This is a genomic window from Salipaludibacillus sp. CF4.18 (assembly GCF_051262595.1).
Taxonomy (GTDB): Bacteria; Bacillota; Bacilli; order Bacillales; family Salisediminibacteriaceae; genus Salipaludibacillus; species Salipaludibacillus neizhouensis.
The window spans coordinates 99,011-118,684 of sequence record NZ_JBIMEV010000005.1 but is presented as its reverse complement, the minus strand read 5'-3'; the positions used below and the strand labels follow the sequence as shown (position 1 = coordinate 118,684).

At 37.1% G+C, this 19,674-nt stretch carries 21 protein-coding genes; 4 read left to right on the top strand and 17 right to left on the bottom strand.

Features of this window, described 5'->3' with window-relative positions; genetic code table 11:
- The first annotated feature begins 92 nt into the window (after positions 1-92).
- Positions 93-2,258 carry a cell division protein FtsA gene (locus tag ACHABW_RS05485; protein ID WP_435754420.1) on the top strand — a complete coding sequence of 722 codons (2,166 nt, stop codon included), beginning with the start codon at positions 93-95 and terminating at the stop codon, positions 2,256-2,258.
- 86 nt (positions 2,259-2,344) lie between these two features.
- Here the strand turns inward: ACHABW_RS05485 and ytxJ are convergent, their stop codons facing one another.
- The 5 genes from ytxJ to ACHABW_RS05460 form a co-directional block, all read right to left on the bottom strand.
- Entirely contained in the window at positions 2,345-2,680 is a 336-nt protein-coding gene (gene ytxJ, locus ACHABW_RS05480) for a bacillithiol system redox-active protein YtxJ (protein ID WP_435754419.1), read from the bottom strand.
- A 22-nt stretch (positions 2,681-2,702) separates the two neighbouring features.
- Positions 2,703-3,176 carry a YtxH domain-containing protein gene (locus tag ACHABW_RS05475; protein WP_110934824.1) on the bottom strand — a complete coding sequence of 158 codons (474 nt, stop codon included), beginning with the start codon at positions 3,174-3,176 and terminating at the stop codon, positions 2,703-2,705.
- Positions 3,177-3,207: 31 nt separating this feature from the next.
- Positions 3,208-3,666, bottom strand: coding sequence for a DUF948 domain-containing protein (locus ACHABW_RS05470; RefSeq protein WP_435754418.1), 459 nt, complete (start codon positions 3,664-3,666; stop codon positions 3,208-3,210).
- A gap of 615 nt (positions 3,667-4,281) precedes the next feature.
- Positions 4,282-4,584, bottom strand: a complete 303-nt coding sequence (locus ACHABW_RS05465; RefSeq protein ID WP_435754417.1) for a spore coat protein — start codon at positions 4,582-4,584, stop codon at positions 4,282-4,284.
- Between the two features lie 47 nt (positions 4,585-4,631).
- On the bottom strand, positions 4,632-4,835 hold the full coding sequence (locus tag ACHABW_RS05460) for a hypothetical protein (protein ID WP_110934821.1): 204 nt from the start codon (positions 4,833-4,835) through the stop codon (positions 4,632-4,634).
- Between the two features lie 180 nt (positions 4,836-5,015).
- Here ACHABW_RS05460 and ACHABW_RS05455 point away from each other — a divergent pair, with 180 nt between their 5' ends.
- Complete coding sequence (locus ACHABW_RS05455; RefSeq protein ID WP_435754416.1) at positions 5,016-6,158, top strand: polysaccharide deacetylase family protein; 1,143 nt, start codon at positions 5,016-5,018, stop codon at positions 6,156-6,158.
- A gap of 201 nt (positions 6,159-6,359) precedes the next feature.
- Here the strand turns inward: ACHABW_RS05455 and murC are convergent, their stop codons facing one another.
- The 9 genes from murC to ACHABW_RS05410 all read right to left on the bottom strand — a co-directional run bounded on the left by murC (position 6,360) and on the right by ACHABW_RS05410 (position 15,768).
- Positions 6,360-7,664: a UDP-N-acetylmuramate--L-alanine ligase gene (gene murC / locus ACHABW_RS05450; RefSeq protein WP_110937553.1), complete on the bottom strand. Its 1,305-nt coding sequence runs from the start codon at positions 7,662-7,664 to the stop codon at positions 6,360-6,362.
- Positions 7,665-7,898: 234 nt separating this feature from the next.
- Positions 7,899-8,561, bottom strand: coding sequence for a hypothetical protein (locus ACHABW_RS05445; RefSeq protein ID WP_435754415.1), 663 nt, complete (start codon positions 8,559-8,561; stop codon positions 7,899-7,901).
- Positions 8,562-8,655: 94 nt separating this feature from the next.
- Positions 8,656-9,762, bottom strand: a complete 1,107-nt coding sequence (locus tag ACHABW_RS05440; protein ID WP_110934818.1) for a nicotinate phosphoribosyltransferase — start codon at positions 9,760-9,762, stop codon at positions 8,656-8,658.
- 32 nt (positions 9,763-9,794) lie between these two features.
- Positions 9,795-9,983, bottom strand: a complete 189-nt coding sequence (locus ACHABW_RS05435; RefSeq protein ID WP_435754414.1) for a hypothetical protein — start codon at positions 9,981-9,983, stop codon at positions 9,795-9,797.
- 207 nt (positions 9,984-10,190) lie between these two features.
- Positions 10,191-12,506, bottom strand: coding sequence for a DNA translocase FtsK (locus ACHABW_RS05430; RefSeq protein ID WP_435754413.1), 2,316 nt, complete (start codon positions 12,504-12,506; stop codon positions 10,191-10,193).
- A 250-nt stretch (positions 12,507-12,756) separates the two neighbouring features.
- Positions 12,757-13,557 (bottom strand): DUF1444 domain-containing protein, encoded by an 801-nt coding sequence (locus ACHABW_RS05425; RefSeq protein ID WP_435754412.1) that lies wholly within the window; start codon positions 13,555-13,557, stop codon positions 12,757-12,759.
- A gap of 201 nt (positions 13,558-13,758) precedes the next feature.
- Positions 13,759-14,079 (bottom strand): thioredoxin family protein, encoded by a 321-nt coding sequence (locus tag ACHABW_RS05420; RefSeq protein WP_435754411.1) that lies wholly within the window; start codon positions 14,077-14,079, stop codon positions 13,759-13,761.
- Positions 14,080-14,091: 12 nt separating this feature from the next.
- A complete protein-coding gene (locus tag ACHABW_RS05415; protein ID WP_435754473.1) occupies positions 14,092-15,105 on the bottom strand; it encodes a PTS transporter subunit IIC in 1,014 nt (337 codons plus the stop codon).
- Between the two features lie 129 nt (positions 15,106-15,234).
- The gene (locus ACHABW_RS05410; protein WP_435754410.1) at positions 15,235-15,768 is read right to left on the bottom strand and encodes a hypothetical protein; all 534 of its coding nucleotides are present in this window, start codon (positions 15,766-15,768) and stop codon (positions 15,235-15,237) included.
- 192 nt (positions 15,769-15,960) lie between these two features.
- Between ACHABW_RS05410 and ACHABW_RS05405 the strand changes: the two genes are divergently transcribed.
- Positions 15,961-16,407: a YtoQ family protein gene (locus ACHABW_RS05405; RefSeq protein WP_435754409.1), complete on the top strand. Its 447-nt coding sequence runs from the start codon at positions 15,961-15,963 to the stop codon at positions 16,405-16,407.
- Between the two features lie 67 nt (positions 16,408-16,474).
- Here the strand turns inward: ACHABW_RS05405 and ACHABW_RS05400 are convergent, their stop codons facing one another.
- Both ACHABW_RS05400 and ACHABW_RS05395 read right to left on the bottom strand, forming a co-directional pair.
- Positions 16,475-16,981: a DUF84 family protein gene (locus ACHABW_RS05400; protein WP_435754408.1), complete on the bottom strand. Its 507-nt coding sequence runs from the start codon at positions 16,979-16,981 to the stop codon at positions 16,475-16,477.
- 126 nt (positions 16,982-17,107) lie between these two features.
- On the bottom strand, positions 17,108-18,181 hold the full coding sequence (locus ACHABW_RS05395; RefSeq protein ID WP_435754407.1) for a M42 family metallopeptidase: 1,074 nt from the start codon (positions 18,179-18,181) through the stop codon (positions 17,108-17,110).
- A gap of 221 nt (positions 18,182-18,402) precedes the next feature.
- Between ACHABW_RS05395 and ACHABW_RS05390 the strand changes: the two genes are divergently transcribed.
- A complete protein-coding gene (locus ACHABW_RS05390; protein WP_435754406.1) occupies positions 18,403-18,726 on the top strand; it encodes a PepSY domain-containing protein in 324 nt (107 codons plus the stop codon).
- 65 nt (positions 18,727-18,791) lie between these two features.
- On the opposite strand, the gene ACHABW_RS05385 is transcribed toward ACHABW_RS05390, so the two are convergent.
- Positions 18,792-19,655 (bottom strand): YtnP family quorum-quenching lactonase, encoded by an 864-nt coding sequence (locus tag ACHABW_RS05385; protein WP_435754405.1) that lies wholly within the window; start codon positions 19,653-19,655, stop codon positions 18,792-18,794.
- Between the last annotated feature and the right edge of the window lie 19 nt (positions 19,656-19,674).

The following is a 19,674-nucleotide window of genomic DNA, read 5'->3' as shown; positions in this document are numbered from 1 at the left end:
ATAGTGAAAGCGTCAATAAATTTAGATATAGTTTCGGATAAAGTGCTATGTATCTTAATAACCATTTTTAAAATATAATGAGGTGAATGTAGATGAATGAATCGTCACCAGACTTGGTATTTGCCTTGGACATAGGTACCCGTTCCGTCGTTGGTCTCATTCTTGAAAAACGATTAAAAGGCTATCATGTACTCGATGTATATAGCCTAGAACACGAAGAAAGATCCATGCTTGATGGGCAAATACATAATGTACTTGCCGTAGCCGAAGTCATTAGTCAGGTAAAAGAGTTTTTAGAAGGAAAATACGGTCTGTTAACTAAAGTATGTGTTGCTGCTGCCGGTAGATCTTTGAAAACAAAGCGAGCTTCGGAACAAATCGACATTAAAGGAAAAACAATTTTTGATAAGCCATCTATTTTACACTTGGAATTAAGTGCTGTTCAAAAAGCTCAATTTCAATTAGCCAATGAAACAAATGCATCAAATTATAAAGTTACTGACTACTGTGTGGGTTATTCTGTTATTGATTACCGTTTAGATAATGAACCAATAGGAAGTCTTGTCGACCAAAGAGGAGATACTGCCTCAGTCGAAGTAATTGCTACTTTTTTACCAAAAGTAGTCGTAGAATCCCTTATTTCTGCACTGCAAAGAACAAACTTAGAACTAGAAGCCCTTACATTAGAACCTATTGCAGCAATTAACGTATTAATCCCTCCGTCTATGCGACGATTAAACGTAGCGTTAGTTGATATTGGCGCAGGTACCTCAGATATTGCTATTACGGATTACGGAACAGTAACCGCTTATGGAATGGTTCCAACTGCAGGAGATGAGATAACGGAAGCACTAAGTGACCTGTACCTTTTGGACTTTCCAGATGCTGAAAAAATAAAAAGAGAATTATCCACGAAAGATGAAGTGGTTTTAACTGATATTTTAGGGATGGAAACCTATCATTCAAAGGATGACATAGTAGCTTCTATTGATAACTCTATTTATTCATTAGCAGAAAAAATTAGTGATGAAATATTAGCGTTAAACGGGAAAACTCCAAAAGCTGTCATGTTAGTCGGGGGAGGAAGTATGACTCCAGGACTTACTGACAAGATTGCAGAGCATCTACAACTTCCAGCTAATAGAGTTGCTATCCGAGGAATCGACGCAATTAAAGGATTAACCTTTGAACATGAGTATGAAGCCACACCTGAACTTGTCACGCCAATCGGCATAGCTATTGCGGCAAAAGAAACACCTGTAGAATACATAAGCATTAAGGTAAATGACCAGCCGGTTCGGTTATTCGACATTAAGAAATTAACAGTCGGGGATGGACTTTTATCTAGTGGTCAAGAACTTACAAAGCTTTTTGGAAAACCAGGAATGGCGATGATGATAAAGTTCAATGACAGGGTAGTTACGATACCTGGAGAACATGGTACGCCACCAATCCTAAGAAATAACGGTCAGGATACAGAACTTGATTCAGCTTTAGTCCATGGTGATGTTATTGGAATAGAAAAAGGTTCTAGTGGAAAGGATGCCACAGGAACAATTGAAGATTTAGTGGATACGAAACAATTTCTAACCATTGATTACAATGGAGATCAGGTAAATATACCATTTATACTTTATAAAAATGGAGAAATAACGGATGTGCAAGAACCATTAGCAGACCGTGACGTTATTGAATACGTTCCACCATCATCAGTAAAAGATGTTATTACTTTTATCGAAAACAAGGAGCCTTCCTTTGATTCAGAAGGAATTCAGGTATTTCTCAATGACCAGGCGGTGACGTTATTCGAAAATAAAACAACTATTTTCATCAATGATAAGGAAGCATCCTATACGACACCAATCAAAAATTCGGATTCCATCAAAATTAAAGAAGACATTCATGAAAATATTCTACTTAAAACAGCATTAGAAAAAGTATATGAACCAGCTAACAGAGAGATAATTGTCACATTTAATAACCAACCTGTTCATTTGGAAAAAGATCTTTATGAGTGTTTCAGAGATAAAGAATTACTCACTGCTTACTCTCAATTACGACATGAAGATAAAATTACGGTCAGTAAAAAAGAAAGTGTCTCATTTATTTTCCAAGATGTATTTTCAAAAGTTCATATCGATCGATCCAATACTAAAAGTAAAAAACCTGTATTAATAAGAAATAATAATGAAACAACCTTTTCTTCTGACATTCATCACGGGGATACCCTTGAACTAAATTGGGTAGACATCAATTAAAATTATTTTTGCTACTATGTTTGAGATAAAACTTTAAGAAGCCGATAATAAAAAGCACAAGGGGATTTAATCCCTCGTGCTTTTTGTTATTTATTATCTGATACCGCTTTGTTCAAGGCATCTTTTTTTATGTGCCAATGCGAACTATGCCATGCTACTTTTCCTTTTTGAATCAGAAATGCTTGCGGAGACTCATGCTTTATTTGAAAGTGCTCAGCAACTTGATTTGATACATCCCTTAATTCCTGAACATTTAAATAATAAACTGGAAGAGCACCTTCCTCCTTCGTGTAAGACTCCATTTCTGAATAGGCTTCACTGCTGATAGGACAAGTAGTACTGTTTTTCATTAAGAAGAAAATGTCCGTTGTATCATAGAGTTGCGATAACTCCTCATTACTTTCAAGTTTTTTCATTTCCATATTGTAACTCCTCCTAGGAAGTCTATGACTGTTGGTTTCTGGCTCGTTCTTTTTCTTCCACTTCTTTGACTAATTTCTCAACAGAAAGTTGTAAATCTTCTACTTCTTTCCTAACCGAGGCTGCGATGTCTTCACCAATTCCATCCATATCATCCATAAGATAATCTGCTGATTCCGTTAATTCTTCCATATCCCTGCGGACAGATTTTGAAAGCTTTTTTACTCTGTCCATCAATTGAGAAGATTGATCAGATACACTTCTTGCAATACTTGTGGTACTTTCTTTTGCCGTTGAAGCCATTGAACTTCCTTTTTCCACTGCCTGATTTGTCCAATCAGTAGTTTTATTTTTAGCTACTTTCGCTTGATCATTAATATTTTGACGCAACTCACTACCTGATTTTGGTGCATATAATAGCGCGGCAGATGCTCCTACAACTCCACCTATTAAAACCCCAATGAAAAAATCCTTTGTATTCATATTCTGCTCACTCATTGCTCATTCCCCCTCGTTTGTTTAATACCTTTTAAACATTGTTTGAATCCGACTGAAATGATTCCGTTGATTGCTTAGCATCCTTCTTTGCTTTCCATTTAGTCCAAAATTCAAGCATAACATTTCCCCATTTTACTGCATTTGCAACTTGCTCTGAATTTTCATCTGCCTTTTGAGAAACCGTATTTGACATATTCTTAACAGAACGATTCATAGTTTGGAAAGAATCTCCAAGGTCTTTCGCAGCATTAAAAACAGAATTTAATGAATCTGACTTATACTGCAAATCATCTGTAAGTCGATTTGTTTTATGTAATAATTGCTCTGATTCTTTCGTTAAACCATCAACCTGTTTCTGTAATCCCTCTACTGTTGCGGATACGTTTTCAACCGTTTTTTTCATGGATAGTAAAGTTTGAATTAAATAATAAACAAGTACTGCAAAGGCAACCGCTATAATTGCTAAACTTACGTATAATAACCATTCCATGACCGACACCTCCTAAAATTCTAAGTATTATTATAATTGATAAAAAGACTCCATGCTAAATCATATTCCACAAAAAACGTCAAAGTCCTGCTTTTTACATACTAATTTTCTGAAAAATCTTTAGTAGACGCATAAAGAATATAGCTGATGTCCTATCTTTCACTTCCCTCTATGAGGATGAAATAAACCGAAGTTTACAAGAAAATACACCTTGAAAACAATACGAAACTGAGGAAATGAATGCAGAACTAGAAGAACTCCAGTTTACCGCATGTAACTAAACTTATCAAAGGATAGTGGAAATAAAGTTATTAATTAGTAATACACGTAAAGTTACTATTAACACTTAAATAGTTAAGCTTTTTAAACTAAAACAAATATTAAAGCTAAAAGCATCACTAGAAACATAGACTATTAGCCATTTTTTTTTGTTAACTGTCTTTTCCCTTTAGAGCAGACATTTACTCAGACAATTAATTTTTGAAGCCTATTAAGCCGATAGACCAAGGTCCAATGAGACACGGGCATAATCGACACCATAGACTTCAAATAGACTCAACTGATGCAAGTGCGCTAGTGGGAGAATCCTTTTGGTTTATTGGTCTTGTTATGTAGTTAAAGCTCGTAACTTTCAGAATCGGGATTCAAGTTGTTTTGCATTAGTTCCTGGACTTCCCCTATTTGCTCTTTGGAAGCGTATAGTGATTGATACCATCCTTTATCTTTCATCATCTCATATAACGAGTATTGGTTACTACTAGCATTTTCTAAACAATTTTGATAAATATTCCGCAACTCCTCGTGGCTTGTTTCCATCATTGTATTAGCGATACTCATACAACGTCCTTTCTCTATTTCTATACAAAGATGAAGTACTTCACGATCCGTTAATCCCCGTCCTATCATGTTATTAGGCATTAGTGAATCCCCTTTCCCATTATTAAATGTTTACTCCATACTCTTGATCAGTGAATATTTCCGGACCGATTAAAATACTGTGATATTTCTGCAACCTTTAACTGATGTTTCTCTGCCAGGTTCTCCAGCATATTGCTAATCTCTTCATCTTTACATTGAGAAGCAAACCAATTCATTGTTTTGGCGGTTATTTCTTCTGCTCGTACCTCATCTTCGATATAGCTTAATTCTTTTGTTGTTAATTTCGCCATTCTTTCCCTCCTAAAATTTGCCTTCGTTATTATAGTTTGTAACCATCAGCAAACTTTTATCCGTTTCATAAAGGAGAGATTATTTTGTTTAATATAGATCTATATTACAATTATGGGTAAAAATACAAATAGTTGGCACAATAGAGAATGGACAAAGTGGATGATAGGAGCTATCCCAACATGTATAATAATCAGCCGTTATTTTCGAACGCAATCATGCACATGATAAATAATAGAATACAAACCTCTCTTTTATTGCTAACTTTCTTCACTGTAATCTTTCCAGGACCTGTTTATGCTCAAGAATCTGAAATAGTAAAAGGAACTATTTACGTTGACGATGTCGCCGTTGAAACAGAAATCATTTTAAAAGATGATCATGTCATGGTGCCATCTTTATTTCTTAAGAATACAGGCGCCTCCGTTGATTGGTATCAAGATCACCAAAGTATGGCTTTTAATTTAAATTCAACACACGTTACCGTCTTGCTGGAAAAATCATTAATTAATGTGACTGATAGTGATCTTGAAACACAAAGTAAGACTTTACCTGTGATTCCAATTTATGTGGAGGGTCAATTATTCATACCATTAGAATGTGTAGCTGAAAGCCTGGGCCTTGAAGTGGTACATGATGAAGAGGATCATGTATCGATTCAAAACCCTGTAGAAAGGGAAACCGAACGAATTGGGTCAACTAACCCTAAGAACATGCAGGTAGCGTTAACTTTTGATGATGGTCCAGAGTCCACTTATACACCACAAATACTTGATATTCTTCAGGATAAGGAAATATCGGCTACTTTTTTTGTAGTGGGAAAGCAAGTAGAAGTGTATCCGGAAATAATGAGAAGGATTGTAGATGAAGGTCATTCTTTAGGAAATCATTCTTATTCTCATGCTTCTTTTCCAAGCATCACCACAAGTCAGGTCTTTCAAGAGTTGAAAAAGACACAATTAGCTATTGAAAAAATAGTAGGAACGAAACCAAATCTGCTTCGTCCGCCTTATGGGGCGTTATCAAGAGGTGATGAAGAGTTAGCTAGTGAAAAAGGATTTCGTATCGTCACATGGTCTGTGGATACTTTAGATTGGACAGGAGCATCAGCGGATGAGATATTTTCGACCGTGTCTAAAGAAATTGAAGCAGGTGGAATAACCTTACAGCACAATAGTGATGGTAACCCAGGTAAATTAGATGGGACCATAGAAGCTCTTCCACGTATTATTGATGATCTTCAATCACGCGGTTATACTTTTGTCACTGTTGAATCACTGTTAGATGAGAAAAATCAAAACATCAAAAAAGAGAGCGATTTCTAAAAAAAGACACTGAGAAAAGTTTAAATTACTTTTTTCAGTGTCCTTCTATTAAAAGTTTTATAAAAATGGGCAGCTACCTTCACACCGCAAGTATCAAGGGAAACCCACTACCTTTCGATTAGCACCTACACACACTTCGTAGGTGCTAATCGGTGTGGAAGCTGACGCTGTATTTAATAAAAGACGGCTTTGCCGTTTTTCTTACTTTGTCACCATTGTTTTTTCATAAGCCGTTTGGAACTTTTGTACATCACCAGCGCCCATGAAAATTAGGACAGCATCTGAATGCTTCTGTAGCTTTTCAATCGACTCTTCTTGTATTAATGAAGACTGGGGAATTTTCTCCTGAAGATCTTCTATAGACAACTTACCGTCTTTTTCCCTTGCGGAAGAAAAAATATCGCATAAGTAAACACGGTCTGCTTCAAGTAGACTCTGAGCAAAGTCATCAAGAAAAGCTTTTGTTCTCGAAAAAGTATGAGGTTGGAAAATAGCAACCACCTCTTTCGATGGATATTTTTTCTGCGCAGATTCAATCGTTGCCGAAATCTCAGTAGGATGATGCGCATAATCGTCAATTAAAATTTGATTCCCAAGTTTTTTCTCTGTAAACCGCCGTTTCACTCCACCAAAAGTCTTCAATTGTTCTTGCACTGTTTCTATCTCTATATCTTCATAATGGCATATTGAAATTACTGATAATGCATTTAAAACATGGTGGGAGCCATAGCCTGGAATCGTGAAAGACCCATATAAAGAATTTCGTACATAAACGTCAAAATGGGTTCCTAGATCATCTGATCGAACGTCTTTCGCATAGAAATCATTATCTTCGTTAAATCCGTAATAGACTACCGGTACTTGTGCATTAATGCCTTGTAAGTGTGAATCGTCTCCGCATGCTATAATTGCCTTTTTTACTTGCATTGCCATCTGTTGAAAAGCATGAAAAACATCCTCTACATCCTTGAAATAATCAGGATGATCAAAATCAATATTTGTCATGATTGCATAATCGGGATGGTAATTTAGAAAATGACGACGATATTCACAGGCCTCAAATACAAAATATTCACTGTTTTCTCTTCCCTTACCAGTTCCATCTCCAATTAGATAAGATGTCGGACGCGCCTCGCCCAGGACATGTGATAATAATCCGGTGGTCGATGTCTTTCCATGAGATCCTGTGACAGCAATACTCGTAAATTTTTGAATAAATTCCCCCAGAAAATGTGGGTAAAAATGAACAGGCACATCTTTTTCTGCTGCTGCTTGAATCTCAGCATTTGTTGAATTGTATGCCGGTGAGGCTATTAATGTTTGACCTACCTCAATGTTTTCCTTTTTAAAAGAATAGATAGGGATCCCCTTTTTCTCAAGAGGTTTTTGGGTAAAAAATACTTTATCCACATCTGATCCTTGAACGTCATACTTCATATCATTTAAAATTTGAGCCAGAGCGCTCATTCCAGAGCCTTTTATGCCAATAAAATGGTAAACAGTCATTTGTTGAACCTCCACGTTCCAATTAATATCTATTTGTGTTTGCATTCTCATGTCTTTCTTCATGATACTCCTATGCATCATTAAATTATGCCTCTTTTTATAGGCACAATTAAATATGTTAGCTTATTATATCAAAAATGAAAAGAGCAAACCATCAAACAGACGTCCTTGTTTTAGTACCCTTATTTAGGTTTATTAACCCTAAAATACAGGTAACGAAGATTCGTTAAAGGATCAATGCTTATATTGAAGCATATCTATACCATATTCCTTCAAGTATCTCCGGTATACAGATGGCCCTTCCGCATAATTTTTCTCCAACCGTTTGACGACATCCTTATAATAGCTTGGAGAAACTTGAATGGATGGTCCAATAAGTTTATTTTCAATTCCCATTTTTAATACCCTGGAGAGGACAAGATCTCCTTCGTGGAATTTTCCCGGGAACAGATACGGAGTAGCTTCTATCTGTTTATTCTTTGTTTCAAACAAAGGTGTATACATTATCTTGTTCTTTTTTTTCTCAATTATCTGAATAGGCTCAAGATGCATCAACATCATAATCCCACAAATTTCAAGCTGCTGTTTGGAAAGCTCATTTTTTTTCGCTCTGACAAACATATCAAAAACTCTAGAACCAATAACCGTCACATAATCAAATAGTAACCAATGCTCGAAATGGACTTGTAGATCATCCGTTAATACAGCATCCTTTGGAAGGCCTAATTTATGCCGAAATAAATGTTTTGCTCGTACTTTTTCCCTTAAGTTCGCTTCCGATTGTAAATAAGTAAACATCCATGCATATAATTCTGTAAAATTATTATGAATTCGTTTTTGCTTATCTTCTTTTACTCGTGAAAAATCCACGATAAATTCGGCTTTTTTTCCTTTCATTACGATCATCCTCCTAACTTTTACACCTTTAAATCTTTATTAAATCAAAATGAAAAAGCTGTTCAACATAATAATAATTGAACAGCCTCATCTATTATTGACCGAAATGAATTTTCTGTAATCTCGGGTTTTCTCTGAATTTCCTGCCAGTTTTAGCTTGAGGCTCGCCGTCCAATATAACGTTGTCACCTGTAAAGCCGATATGAATTTTCAACAAACTTCCCCCGACACCATACATGTCTACTGGCGCACCTATTTGTTCATATCGCTTTATCCGTTTTGCATCAAAACCTCCGGAAGCGACAATCTTAACATGTTGGAAACCTTCTGCATCTAAAGCCTCACGGAGAGCAAAAAGAATTTTAGGATTTACTCCTCTAGGATCAAAAGTACCCAATACTTCTGGATGACGATTAAAATACTGATCTATTAAGTGATTAGAAGTATCTACTCTTACACCTTCTAATTCATTTCCAAATTCTCTTGCTACTTTCAATGAATCTGTGATGACGTCGTTATTGTAATCAACCAAAGCTAATAAGTCATCGTCAGGATATGTTTCTTTGTAAGCTCTGGTCGCTTCAACAACATCACCTTGGAAGAGTTGAATTAGCGCGTGAGGCATTGTTCCAATTCCACGTTTCCCCCACCATTCATTCATCGCATGCGTAGCTTGGGCTTTCGAACCACCAATAAATGCAGCATAACCATCTCCTGCTTGCATCATGAAATGATCATCACGATCACCCATAAAAATAACCGGTTTTTCTGTTCCTGATGATTTTGCAGCTTTTACAACTTCATAAACATTTGTAGCAACAGAGGTACGACGAGCGAAAATACCATCAATCACACCTTCTAAAAATCCAAAATACTGGTAAGGTCCAGTGATCGTCATTACTGTTTCAAATGGTTCAATTTTATCTCCATCTTCCAGCGAGTAAACTTCTAACTCCTCTGGTTTTGTAGCGAATGTTTCTAATAATGCGATCACTTCATCTGTCCCACAGAGAACTGCTCGTTTCTTTTGAAAAAACTGCATTGTAACTGTGTTATTCGGTTTATACTTTTCTGCAATTTCTTTTGTTTTCAAGAAATAAACGGCTGAAAACCAGCCATCTCCTACACGTTCATCAAACTTAAACGTGTAATTGGTCAATCGTTTTAATTTGCCTTGTAGTTTAAGACTAATTTCCTTCATGAATTTTCTCCTTGAATGTGTCCCAGTTGGTTTTATTGGTATAGGGTTTCTTTCGTGTGCTTTTGTATTACGGCACCCATAATTTCTGCTACATCTGCTTCATTTACTTTTTGAATTCCATTTCTTAACACAACGAATTGAGATCTTTCTACCGTTTTTAAAAGGTGAAGCCACTGCGGAGATATATATTGAACCAAATTTTCCAAAGACATCTGTTGCATAAGAACATCGCCTCCTGGGATTAGTTCGATCTCGCCGTGAATCGTGAAGCTAACGACATCGATGTAATAGATGGATTCTGCTTGCTTTCCATTTCTGTAACGAAGTCCTCACGGATCCCTATTCAATTGTGAGAAATAATAAAATTGCAATCATTCTACAATAGTATATAAAAAATGCGGAGAAATGTAGAGTGAAATTTTCTCCTTTTATCTATTCTCTTCTTTTTGATCATGTTTTGTCAAATAAACATCTCTCGGTTTACTTCCTTTTGCAGGTGAAACGATACCTTTTTCCTCCATATCATCTATAAGTCTGGCAGCTCGATTGTACCCCATTCGGAATCTTCTCTGCAGTAGAGATGCTGATGCAGCCTGCTGTTCCGTTACAAATTCACATGCTTCATCAAAAAGATCATCTTCTCCTTCATGAGCAATTTGTTCCTTTAAATGTGTTTGTTCAAATAAGAAGTCTGGTCGGATTGATTTTTTTGTAAATTCAACTACACGGTCTATTTCATCATCAGTTACAAACGTACCTTGAATTCTAATTGGTTTTGAGGACCCGTTTTCGAGCAGAAGCATATCTCCTTTTCCTAACAGCCGCTCGGCACCTCCACCGTCCAGAATTGTTCTTGAGTCCACTTGAGAAGATACTGAAAATGCTATTCTAGTTGGAATATTAGCTTTTATTAATCCCGTTATTACATCAACCGATGGCCTTTGTGTCGCAACTAAAAGGTGAATTCCACATGCTCTAGCTTTCTGGGCAATCCTGCAAATTGCCTCTTCCACATCATGAGGCGAGACCATCATTAAATCTGCTAATTCATCTACGACGATAACGAGGTATGGCATATGTTTATTAAGTTCTCCGGAACGTTTCATTTTTTCATTATAACGAGCGATATCTCTTGCCCCTGCCTCCGCCAAACATTCGTAGCGCCTTTCCATTTCACTCACTGCCCACTTTAAACCTTCTGTTGCTTCTTTTGGATCGGTTATAACTGGTGCTGCTAAATGAGGAATGTTATTATATGGCGCTAACTCAACCATTTTTGGATCAATCAACAACATCCTAACTTCACTAGGTGAGGCTTTGTAAACAAGACTCGTTAAAATGGAATTTACGCAAACACTTTTTCCAGAACCTGTCGCCCCAGCAATTAATCCGTGAGGCATTTTCTGAAGGTCCATGACAATTGGCTCCCCTGAAATATCCATACCCATAGCCACAGTTAGTGGGGATTCAGATTGTTGGAAACTTGGATGATGAAGGATTTCTCTTAAAAAAACTGGAGAAGAAACAAGATTTGGCACTTCCACACCGATTGTGTTTTTGCCGGGAATTGGTGCTTCTATTCTAATTTCTTTTGCTGCTAAGCTTAATTTTAAATCATCTGTTAAATTAACGATTTTACTGACTTTAACACCTGGATCAGGTTGAACTTCAAACCTTGTGACACTTGGTCCTTTCGTTACATGAACAACCTTTGCTTTAATATGAAAATACTCAAAGGTCTCATTTAATTGATTCTTTTTCTCTTCAAGCCACTGATTATCATCCTCGCCTAATTTTTTAGGCACGCTTAATAGATGTAATGGAGGAAAAGAGTAATTCGCTTGACGATCTTTTTCTCTTTTTTTCATCCTAACACGATCTTTTGAATGCATTAATACATTAAACGGAACATTTTCCATTTGTTTGTTCTCACGGTTACTAGTCTTGATTTCCTTGGGTTTTGACCTTTTCTCTCTAGTGAAAGTTGGACGCTGAATAGAAGAAATCTCACTACCACCATTTTCTTTTCTAATAGGAGTAACATTTTCTTGATCCCTAAACTGTCGGTTATCCTCTATGGTAGATAACTCTTCGCTTTCTTCCGTAACGTTAGTCACTTCTGAATCTGCTTCCGGTAAGTTTTCTGTGTCATACACTTTATTTGTTTCAGTGCCTTCAAACAGTTCTTTTACTTTTCCCTCGATTTCTTTTACTGGCTGATATTCTTGTTTTTCTAGAGGCCTTTCCATAACCGCCTCGGATACTGGTTGATCTTCACCAATGTCCTCTGAAGGAACTAAAGACAATTTATCTGAGGTTTGTGACTGTCTTGCAATCTTTTGTAATTTAGTCAGCCTTTTTTCATGAGCCTGATAACCATATACAGGTGATGGAATGGTGCTTGCAGAAAAATGTTGTCCTTGAAACTTTTTCCTTGCCTCTGGCTTCTCTGGATTAACTGACGATTTATACTTTTTCGTTGTTGTCATTTCTTTTTTCGGATATGTTGACTTTTTTGATGGAGGTGATTCTTTCTCATGATCATCTTTTATTAAAGGAAAACGAAAAGCTCCTTGTTTAGGATATTGATTAATGACTTTTACATTTTCATTTCTCTCGCTTGTTGCTTGAGAATACCTTTTTACTGCATCTTTACTTATTTGATCTATCTCCTCATCCTGATCCTGGGGAAATACCAAATTTTTCAAATCTGAAAGATAGTTACCAAAACGTTTACCAAACATGTTCATCCACCTATTCCTTTTCGAGCGTTATATCCGTAAGAAAAACGGCATAGCCGTCTTTTATTAAATACAGCATCAGCTTCCACCGCCATCTAGTATCAAGGATGAGTTTCCCTCGATACTAGATAACGGTGTGAAGGTAGCTGCCAATTTTACAGATTCTTTTTTGGCAAAAAAAGAATCACCTGTAATGGTGATCCTTCTCTTTCCTCTATAGTAACTCGAATGAACAAATAATTCATCATTCTTTTTACGTCTCTTTTGGTTTTTTTCTAGCCAAAATAAAAATCGGTTCTAGTTCTCCATCCTTATACATAAACGGTAAAGCTGTGAGCGGCACTCTTCCTTCAGAGAAAAACTGAAAGGTCATTTGACCCAAAATGTCGTACCCGGTTTCATTTCGGATGTCCGCAAAAATGAGAACATCGTGGTGAGGAACAGCTATCGCAAGTTCTCCCAACACTTTATCGTTCATCTCTTTTAATAGAGTTTCATTCATAATTCGACTTGCATCATATCCATCATCAGTTCTTATAAAATAAAATGTATTGCCAGCAACATTATCCTCTTTCATCGGATTATTTAATGACCGAAGATTAAACATACCTGTTTCTTTAATTTCCTTGACTGTTTTTGCAGCGTCTTCAAGCATTCCCTCGTCTATAAGAGAATAAGAGGCCCCCTGATCCACAGCATAGAATATCTTAGTTTCTGCCGTGTGCTCAGTAAATATAAGTTTTCGCCCATCTTCCAATTCTGTTGGGAACGACGTAGATCTGACAACAGGAAAAATATTTTTTTCGTTTCCAGCAATCTGCACCTTTGCGGTTAACAAACGCAAACCCTCTTTAATAGAATGAACAGTCTCAGTCAACATTTTTTCTTTATCACTTTCGAACTTCTCTGTTAAATTTGACAACTGAATAGTTACGCCTTTGTCAACACGCTTATCAACGACTCTAAGGGTACTTTGCTCACGGTCAAACGATATTACCCAATTTTCATCTGTTAAATGTGCTTCTATTTCACGTTTCATTTGAATTGGTTTCATAATATGAAGTCTCCCTCCAGTAATTCCATTTTTAGTTTAACATTTCTAGCTTAGATCACCAACGAACTCGGGCTTTTGATTTTAGTTTAGACAAAGGAAACCCATCCTTGACACTTAAACGGTCGCTAAAGCTCACTTGTATTTAACCACAGTTCGCTTATCTCTAAAAAAAAGAAGTAGCATTTGGCCACTTCCTGAACATTATTTTTGTTTAGCCTCTTGTAAAAATACATCTATTTCTTCTTTTGATTTACGATCTTTACTAACAAAGCGTTGAACTTCTTCTCCATTCTTAAAAAGAAGGAAACTCGGTATACCAAAAATATCCAATTGCTGACACAACTCCATAAAATTATCCCGGTTTACTTTGTAGAAAGCAAGATCGGAATGTTTTTCTTCAAGTTCTGGTAACACAGGCTCAATAACTACGCAATCTGGACACCAACCTGCTGAAAACATTAATACAGTTCCACTGCCATTGATCGCACTATTGTACTCTTCTTGTGATTGAATTTCTTTCAAAGTAGCACCCTCCTAGGATTGTTCGATCGTCATATCTCCATACTTGATCACATTCTTTTTTCTTAACCACTCCGAGAATATCAAACTTAGGACAGCTGGTGCAAGAAAATGCAACACAACAATAGATATGAGGACCGATGCATCACTCCCCATCGTATGAATCGTCATAATAGGTCCGACAAAACCGCTCGTTCCCATACCAGCCCCAGCTTGATTGTTTTCCATCAAAAGAATAACTGTTGAAATTGGACCAAGTATTGCAGCTGTCAATGTCGGTGGGATAAGGATGTACGGATTTTTCATCACATTTGCAATTTGCAGCATAGATGTTCCGATTCCAAGAGAAACAAGTCCTGACCAGCCATTTTCTCGAAAACTACTGGTAGCAAAACCAATCATTTGCGCGGCACAGCCCACCGTTGCTGCACCTGCTGCAACTCCTTCCAACTCCAGCATAAATGCTATCGCCGCACTTGAAATAGGTGCCGTTAGAGCAAGTCCCATTAATACAGCTACCAAAATTCCCATAACGAAAGGTTGCTGTTCTGTTGCCCACATAATAAAGGCACCCAGTTGTGTCATCCCTAAATAAACACTCGGACCAATGAGCATCGCACTTCCAACACCAGCAACAATTGTTACGAACGGCGTGATGATAATGTCTATTTTCGTTTCTTTCGATACCATCTTTCCTATTTCAGTAGAAATCAACGCCGCTAAAAAACTTCCAGCTGGACCGCCACCTAACGCAGCTCCAGCAGCTCCACTTACTACCGCAGCGAATAAAACAAGTCTCGGGGCACCTAACCCATAAGCAACTGCTACACCGATAGCTGGACCATATAGATCCATAGCCATGACACCCATATCCACTAAAATATCTATCCCGAATTGATTACCTGCTGTTTCCATAATAAGTCCAATAATTAGCGAAGAGAACAACCCTAATGCCATATGACTCAGTGCGTTAATAACATAGTTTTGGAAAGAAGGTTCGATCCCTTTTTTCTTAAAAAAACTTCTCATCTTCATGATTAATTATCCTTTCATCACGTTCGAAGTATGTATAACTTATTAAAACTAAAAGCAGCGCCTAGAGCAAATTTGAGCCTTTCTTTTCGAGCGGCAACAACAATTTTAAAAAAAAGAGAGCTCCTAAGAACTCTCTAAAATCGATTGTTTTTCTACCGATTGGGCAATATCAAACATTACCTTTGCCCGATCAGGTATATCTTTCATATTCATAAAAGATGATAATTTAACGCCATCATAACCAACTACTACTTTATAGTTTCCTTCTGTAAACTCGGCCACAACAAAATAAGCTTGTTTGCCATTTTTCTCTCTAAGCTCTCCAATAACTGGTTCATTCATTAAGTAAAGGTCATCAAGTATAGCATCAATATCTTCATGTTGACTTGAGTCATTTAAAAATAATAAAGACATTTGCCCATCGTGATCTAACACATAATTATATTCATCTACTAACTCAACCTCAGTATCTTCAGGTAAATAAAAAGAAATACCTGAATCTTGAAAGGTTGCCTCATGAGGGGTCTGTTCCATTTTTAATTCCAAGTTTTTTTTAGTCTCATCCACCACATATTCCTCTGACATAGAGCACGCGCTTAACATGCCCACAATGAAAGCCAAACTTAAAGGAATTAAATATCGTTTTACGACTTTCATTTCTTAAAACACCCCTAACTATTTTCCAAGCTTATCCCAATGTATATGATACCACAAAATTTAAAAAACCAAATAGCTAAAATTCGACTTTTTCCGACATGTCGTTTTTTAATTAAAAGTTTTATCAAAAAATAGTTAGGGTATAAACATATATGTTTAACATTAAACTAGGATAATTAGGAGATGATCAGCTTGGAACTAACGGTATACTTAGCCGGTCAAATTCACGATGATTGGCGAAAAACACTCAAAGCAAAAGCTAGTGACCAAAATCTTCCTATTCATTTTGTCGGTCCGATGGAGAATCATAATCGCTCTGACAATATTGGTGAGGAGATCCTTGGTGAGCAGCCAAATGCAATCTACAAAGACGAAGTTGCTTCCCAAATGAATAATTTAAGAACACGCGTTTTAATGGTGAAATCCGATATCGTTATTGCTCTGTTTGGTGAGAAGTATAAGCAGTGGAACAGTGCAGCTGATGCCACCTCTGCAATTGCATGGAATAAACCACTTATTCTAATAAGACCTAAGGAGCTTCATCATCCTTTAAAAGAGCTCTCTGAAAAAGCACAGGTTACTGTTGAGACTGTCGATCAAGCTTTACAAGCCCTATCTTACATTTTTGACGAAAATTAATATTCCATTATTTAGGTTGTTTATTCTTGCATTGTCTCAACGGTTTTCAAAACTTTTGAGACATTTTCTATTCAATTATCATTTGTCCATAGAGCATTTTAGTAATATGCTCGAACATCTCTGCCCTGCTAACGAGACCGTTTGTGAAATTCCCGATAGCACCTTCTCTATGCCTTATACCTTTTTCGTTCGTCCAAATGTCCATTACTTCTCCCAACTCTAGGTTACCATCAAGCATTTTTTCAACTGATTCCGGTAAAGGTACTCTTGCACCAGCTGCTTCAAACACTTTTCCATCGTTTGTAACAAGCGCCCCCCAATTACAAAGGTACATCCTCGTTTCTATCTTCATAATACCTCCTTCTAACCCTATCCCAAAACCAGCATCTAATTCTTTCACTGAATACTTTGCGCGATTAACTGCTCCTGTTCTCGTCTCCTCATCAGAGTATGGTTGGCCTGACACTCCAGATGGAGCATCACAGCATCTAATCTCATACCCTTCGCTAAAAACTGCTTCCACTGCTTTTATCTTTGCTTGATTCATAGTACCTATGTATACGATCTGCTTCATAAAACTTCCCCCTTGTATTATTATAAATGTTTTATATTTATTTTTGAAATAACGAAAGGCAACTTGCTAAAGAGAAAAATAGCCCCAATCATGCTCGATTGGGACTAAATAGGTCATTCAGACTCATTAACTATTGTCACGAATCGTTTGCAATGTCGTCGAATCCGTATGACGCACAAGTGTCGTAATTAACTCTTTTGCTGCTGCGTAGTCATCAATGTGAATCATAGAAGCAGCAGTGTGGATGTACCTTGAACAAATTCCAATCACAGCCGAAGGAACACCACTGTTAGATATATGAACTCGCCCTGCATCTGTTCCACCCTGAGAAATAAAATACTGATATGGAATTTTATTCGTCTCTGCCGTGTCTAAAATAAATTCCCTCATACCACGATGGGTAATCATTGTACGGTCAAAAATACGAAGTAAAGCCCCTTTTCCTAAATGACCAAAAGCATCTTTTTCACCGGATGCATCATTTGCTGGACTTGCATCTAATGCATAAAATATATCTGGTTGAATCATATTTGCTGAGGTTTGAGCACCTCGCAGGCCGACTTCCTCTTGTACAGTCGCACCAGAATAAAGAATGTTCGGAGTTTTCTCGTCCTTCAATTCCTTTAATAATTCAATAGACAAACCTACACCATAGCGATTATCCCACGCTTTTGCTAAAATCTTCTTCTTGTTGGCTAACGTTTCCATCGGACATATCGGCACAACTTGCTGTCCGGGTTTAATTCCGATCTTCACAGCATCTTCACGGTCATCCGCACCAATATCAATGTACATATTTTTGATTTCCATCGGTTTGCTGCGTTTAGCTTCATCAAGTAGATGTGGAGGAATAGAACCAATTACTCCGGTAACAGGACCATTGTCTGTGATAATTTGTAATCGTTGTGCTAACAACACTTGACTCCACCATCCTCCAAGTGTTTGAAAGCGGATAAGACCTTTTTCATCAATGGATGTAACCATAAAACCAACTTCATCCATATGACCGGCAACCATTACTTTTGGTCCTTGTTGATTTCCTTTTTTTACCCCGAAAACGCCGCCAAGTCGATCTTGAATTATTTCATCACTATATTTCTCTAATTCTTTTTTGACATAATTTCTTACTTGATGCTCAAAACCAGGAGCTCCCGGTAACTGAGTTAACGTTTCAAACATTTGATATGTTTCCTTATTCATACAAATCCCCTTTCTTATAATTGTATTATGTATGGGACCTTCCTATCTTATCGAATAGTTAAAATCCTTTCCACTTTTTCATGAAGCGAAAAACATTCCCTATAACTTTTTTGAAATTTAAGCGGATACAATTGGCTTTTCGTTTGCATTTCTATATACTGAGGTGGAGAAGCTATACAATATAAAATAACCACTAATCGACAACGAAAGAAGGTGTGTTCATGAGCTGGAAAAACTTTGCTGTTGGTATTGGTGCAGGCGTTGCTGTAACTTTACTGGCAAAAAACCAACTTGATAAAACCGAAGGAAAGCTGTCTCCCGAAAAAGCACTTAAACTCGTCAAAGGAAAGGCAACGCATCTTGGAACCATTGAAGGATCCTGGATTCATATGATTGCCGAGGAATTCGAACAAGACAAGTTACTTTATCAAGTATACCGTGGTGGAATAACCGCTACCGATGAATCAGGAAAAATGGAAGCATATGAATTTTTTGTAGACGCCTCATCGGGGACCATCCTCGCTTTAAACAAACAAGGAGATTAATCCAACACTCTCATGATTCTTGAATCGTGAGAGTGTTTTTGTAATTGGTCGTCTTACCCACTTATTTATTCATTATCTCTATTACGTGTAATACTTTCTATAATATGCTTCCCTGTCTTATCCCATTTTAACGCACGATAATTTTTGTCATGATAAAACATAAACCATGACTCCTTCTCAATTGCTGAAAGCACAAACTCTTGTTTTTTTGCAATAGAATCCATTGGGAAGTCATCATACGCTAGTACCCACAAAACATTTTGATGAGCATGAGTAGGCATAATATCTGCTAAATGCCAAATATCCTGCTTTCCACGGGTGATATGAAGGATACAATGTCCTGCACTGTGCCCGCCAGTGTGGATAAGCTTAATACCGTTTACAACTTCTATCTCCTTCTGGAACGTTTTCACCTGGTCTTGGATTTCTTGCCAATTTTCTTTAAAATACGTGTTTTTGGAACGGATATTCGGGTTCTTTAATTCCATCCATTCCGTCTCTTGTACCCAGATTGTAGCATTTGGGAAAGCGGAAGTGAGTTCATCCCCATTCCACACCGTTAATCCACAAGCATGATCAAAATGCATATGAGTCATTAACACATGATCGATGTCTTGGCAAGATAGTCCCAAATCATTTAAACTCTCATTTACTTTTGATTCTTCAGTGATACCAAAATTACGTTTTGCTTTATCGGAGAATTTCTGATTACCTATCCCGGACTCCACTAAGATATTTTTACCATCCACTTGAATGAGAATAGGGTCCGTTCTAAGTTCAATTTGATTATGAGCATTTCCTTCGTACTTCCTCGACCAAAGGGGCTTAGGGACAACGCCAAACATTGCCCCTCCATCCATGTGTGTAACCCCTCCATTCAACCAAGTAAGAGTCAAATCATTGGTTACGTTCCAGCGTTCTAGAGCCATGAACATTCCTCCCAGATAA

What these genes read in the sequence shown, in the direction of transcription:
- ACHABW_RS05470 (WP_435754418.1), bottom strand. Translation starts at nt 3,666, where the DNA reads ATGGAATGGTTATTATACGTAAGTTTAGCAATTATAGCGGTTGCCTTT.
- ACHABW_RS05410 (WP_435754410.1), bottom strand. Translation starts at nt 15,768, where the DNA reads ATGAAAGTCGTAAAACGATATTTAATTCCTTTAAGTTTGGCTTTCATT.
- ACHABW_RS05425 (WP_435754412.1), bottom strand. Translation starts at nt 13,557, where the DNA reads ATGAAACCAATTCAAATGAAACGTGAAATAGAAGCACATTTAACAGAT.
- ACHABW_RS05475 (WP_110934824.1), bottom strand. Translation starts at nt 3,176, where the DNA reads ATGAGTGAGCAGAATATGAATACAAAGGATTTTTTCATTGGGGTTTTA.
- ACHABW_RS05445 (WP_435754415.1), bottom strand. Translation starts at nt 8,561, where the DNA reads ATGAAAGGAAAAAAAGCCGAATTTATCGTGGATTTTTCACGAGTAAAA.
- ACHABW_RS05415 (WP_435754473.1), bottom strand. Translation starts at nt 15,105, where the DNA reads ATGAGAAGTTTTTTTAAGAAAAAAGGGATCGAACCTTCTTTCCAAAAC.
- ACHABW_RS05395 (WP_435754407.1), bottom strand. Translation starts at nt 18,181, where the DNA reads ATGAATAAGGAAACATATCAAATGTTTGAAACGTTAACTCAGTTACCG.
- ACHABW_RS05460 (WP_110934821.1), bottom strand. Translation starts at nt 4,835, where the DNA reads ATGGCGAAATTAACAACAAAAGAATTAAGCTATATCGAAGATGAGGTA.
- ACHABW_RS05430 (WP_435754413.1), bottom strand. Translation starts at nt 12,506, where the DNA reads ATGTTTGGTAAACGTTTTGGTAACTATCTTTCAGATTTGAAAAATTTG.
- ACHABW_RS05455 (WP_435754416.1), top strand. Translation starts at nt 5,016, where the DNA reads ATGTATAATAATCAGCCGTTATTTTCGAACGCAATCATGCACATGATA.
- ACHABW_RS05390 (WP_435754406.1), top strand. Translation starts at nt 18,403, where the DNA reads ATGAGCTGGAAAAACTTTGCTGTTGGTATTGGTGCAGGCGTTGCTGTA.
- ACHABW_RS05435 (WP_435754414.1), bottom strand. Translation starts at nt 9,983, where the DNA reads ATGCAACAGATGTCTTTGGAAAATTTGGTTCAATATATATCTCCGCAG.
- ACHABW_RS05465 (WP_435754417.1), bottom strand. Translation starts at nt 4,584, where the DNA reads ATGCCTAATAACATGATAGGACGGGGATTAACGGATCGTGAAGTACTT.
- ACHABW_RS05400 (WP_435754408.1), bottom strand. Translation starts at nt 16,981, where the DNA reads ATGAAGCAGATCGTATACATAGGTACTATGAATCAAGCAAAGATAAAA.
- ytxJ (WP_435754419.1), bottom strand. Translation starts at nt 2,680, where the DNA reads ATGGAAATGAAAAAACTTGAAAGTAATGAGGAGTTATCGCAACTCTAT.
- murC (WP_110937553.1), bottom strand. Translation starts at nt 7,664, where the DNA reads ATGACTGTTTACCATTTTATTGGCATAAAAGGCTCTGGAATGAGCGCT.
- ACHABW_RS05385 (WP_435754405.1), bottom strand. Translation starts at nt 19,655, where the DNA reads ATGGCTCTAGAACGCTGGAACGTAACCAATGATTTGACTCTTACTTGG.
- ACHABW_RS05440 (WP_110934818.1), bottom strand. Translation starts at nt 9,762, where the DNA reads ATGAAGGAAATTAGTCTTAAACTACAAGGCAAATTAAAACGATTGACC.
- ACHABW_RS05485 (WP_435754420.1), top strand. Translation starts at nt 93, where the DNA reads ATGAATGAATCGTCACCAGACTTGGTATTTGCCTTGGACATAGGTACC.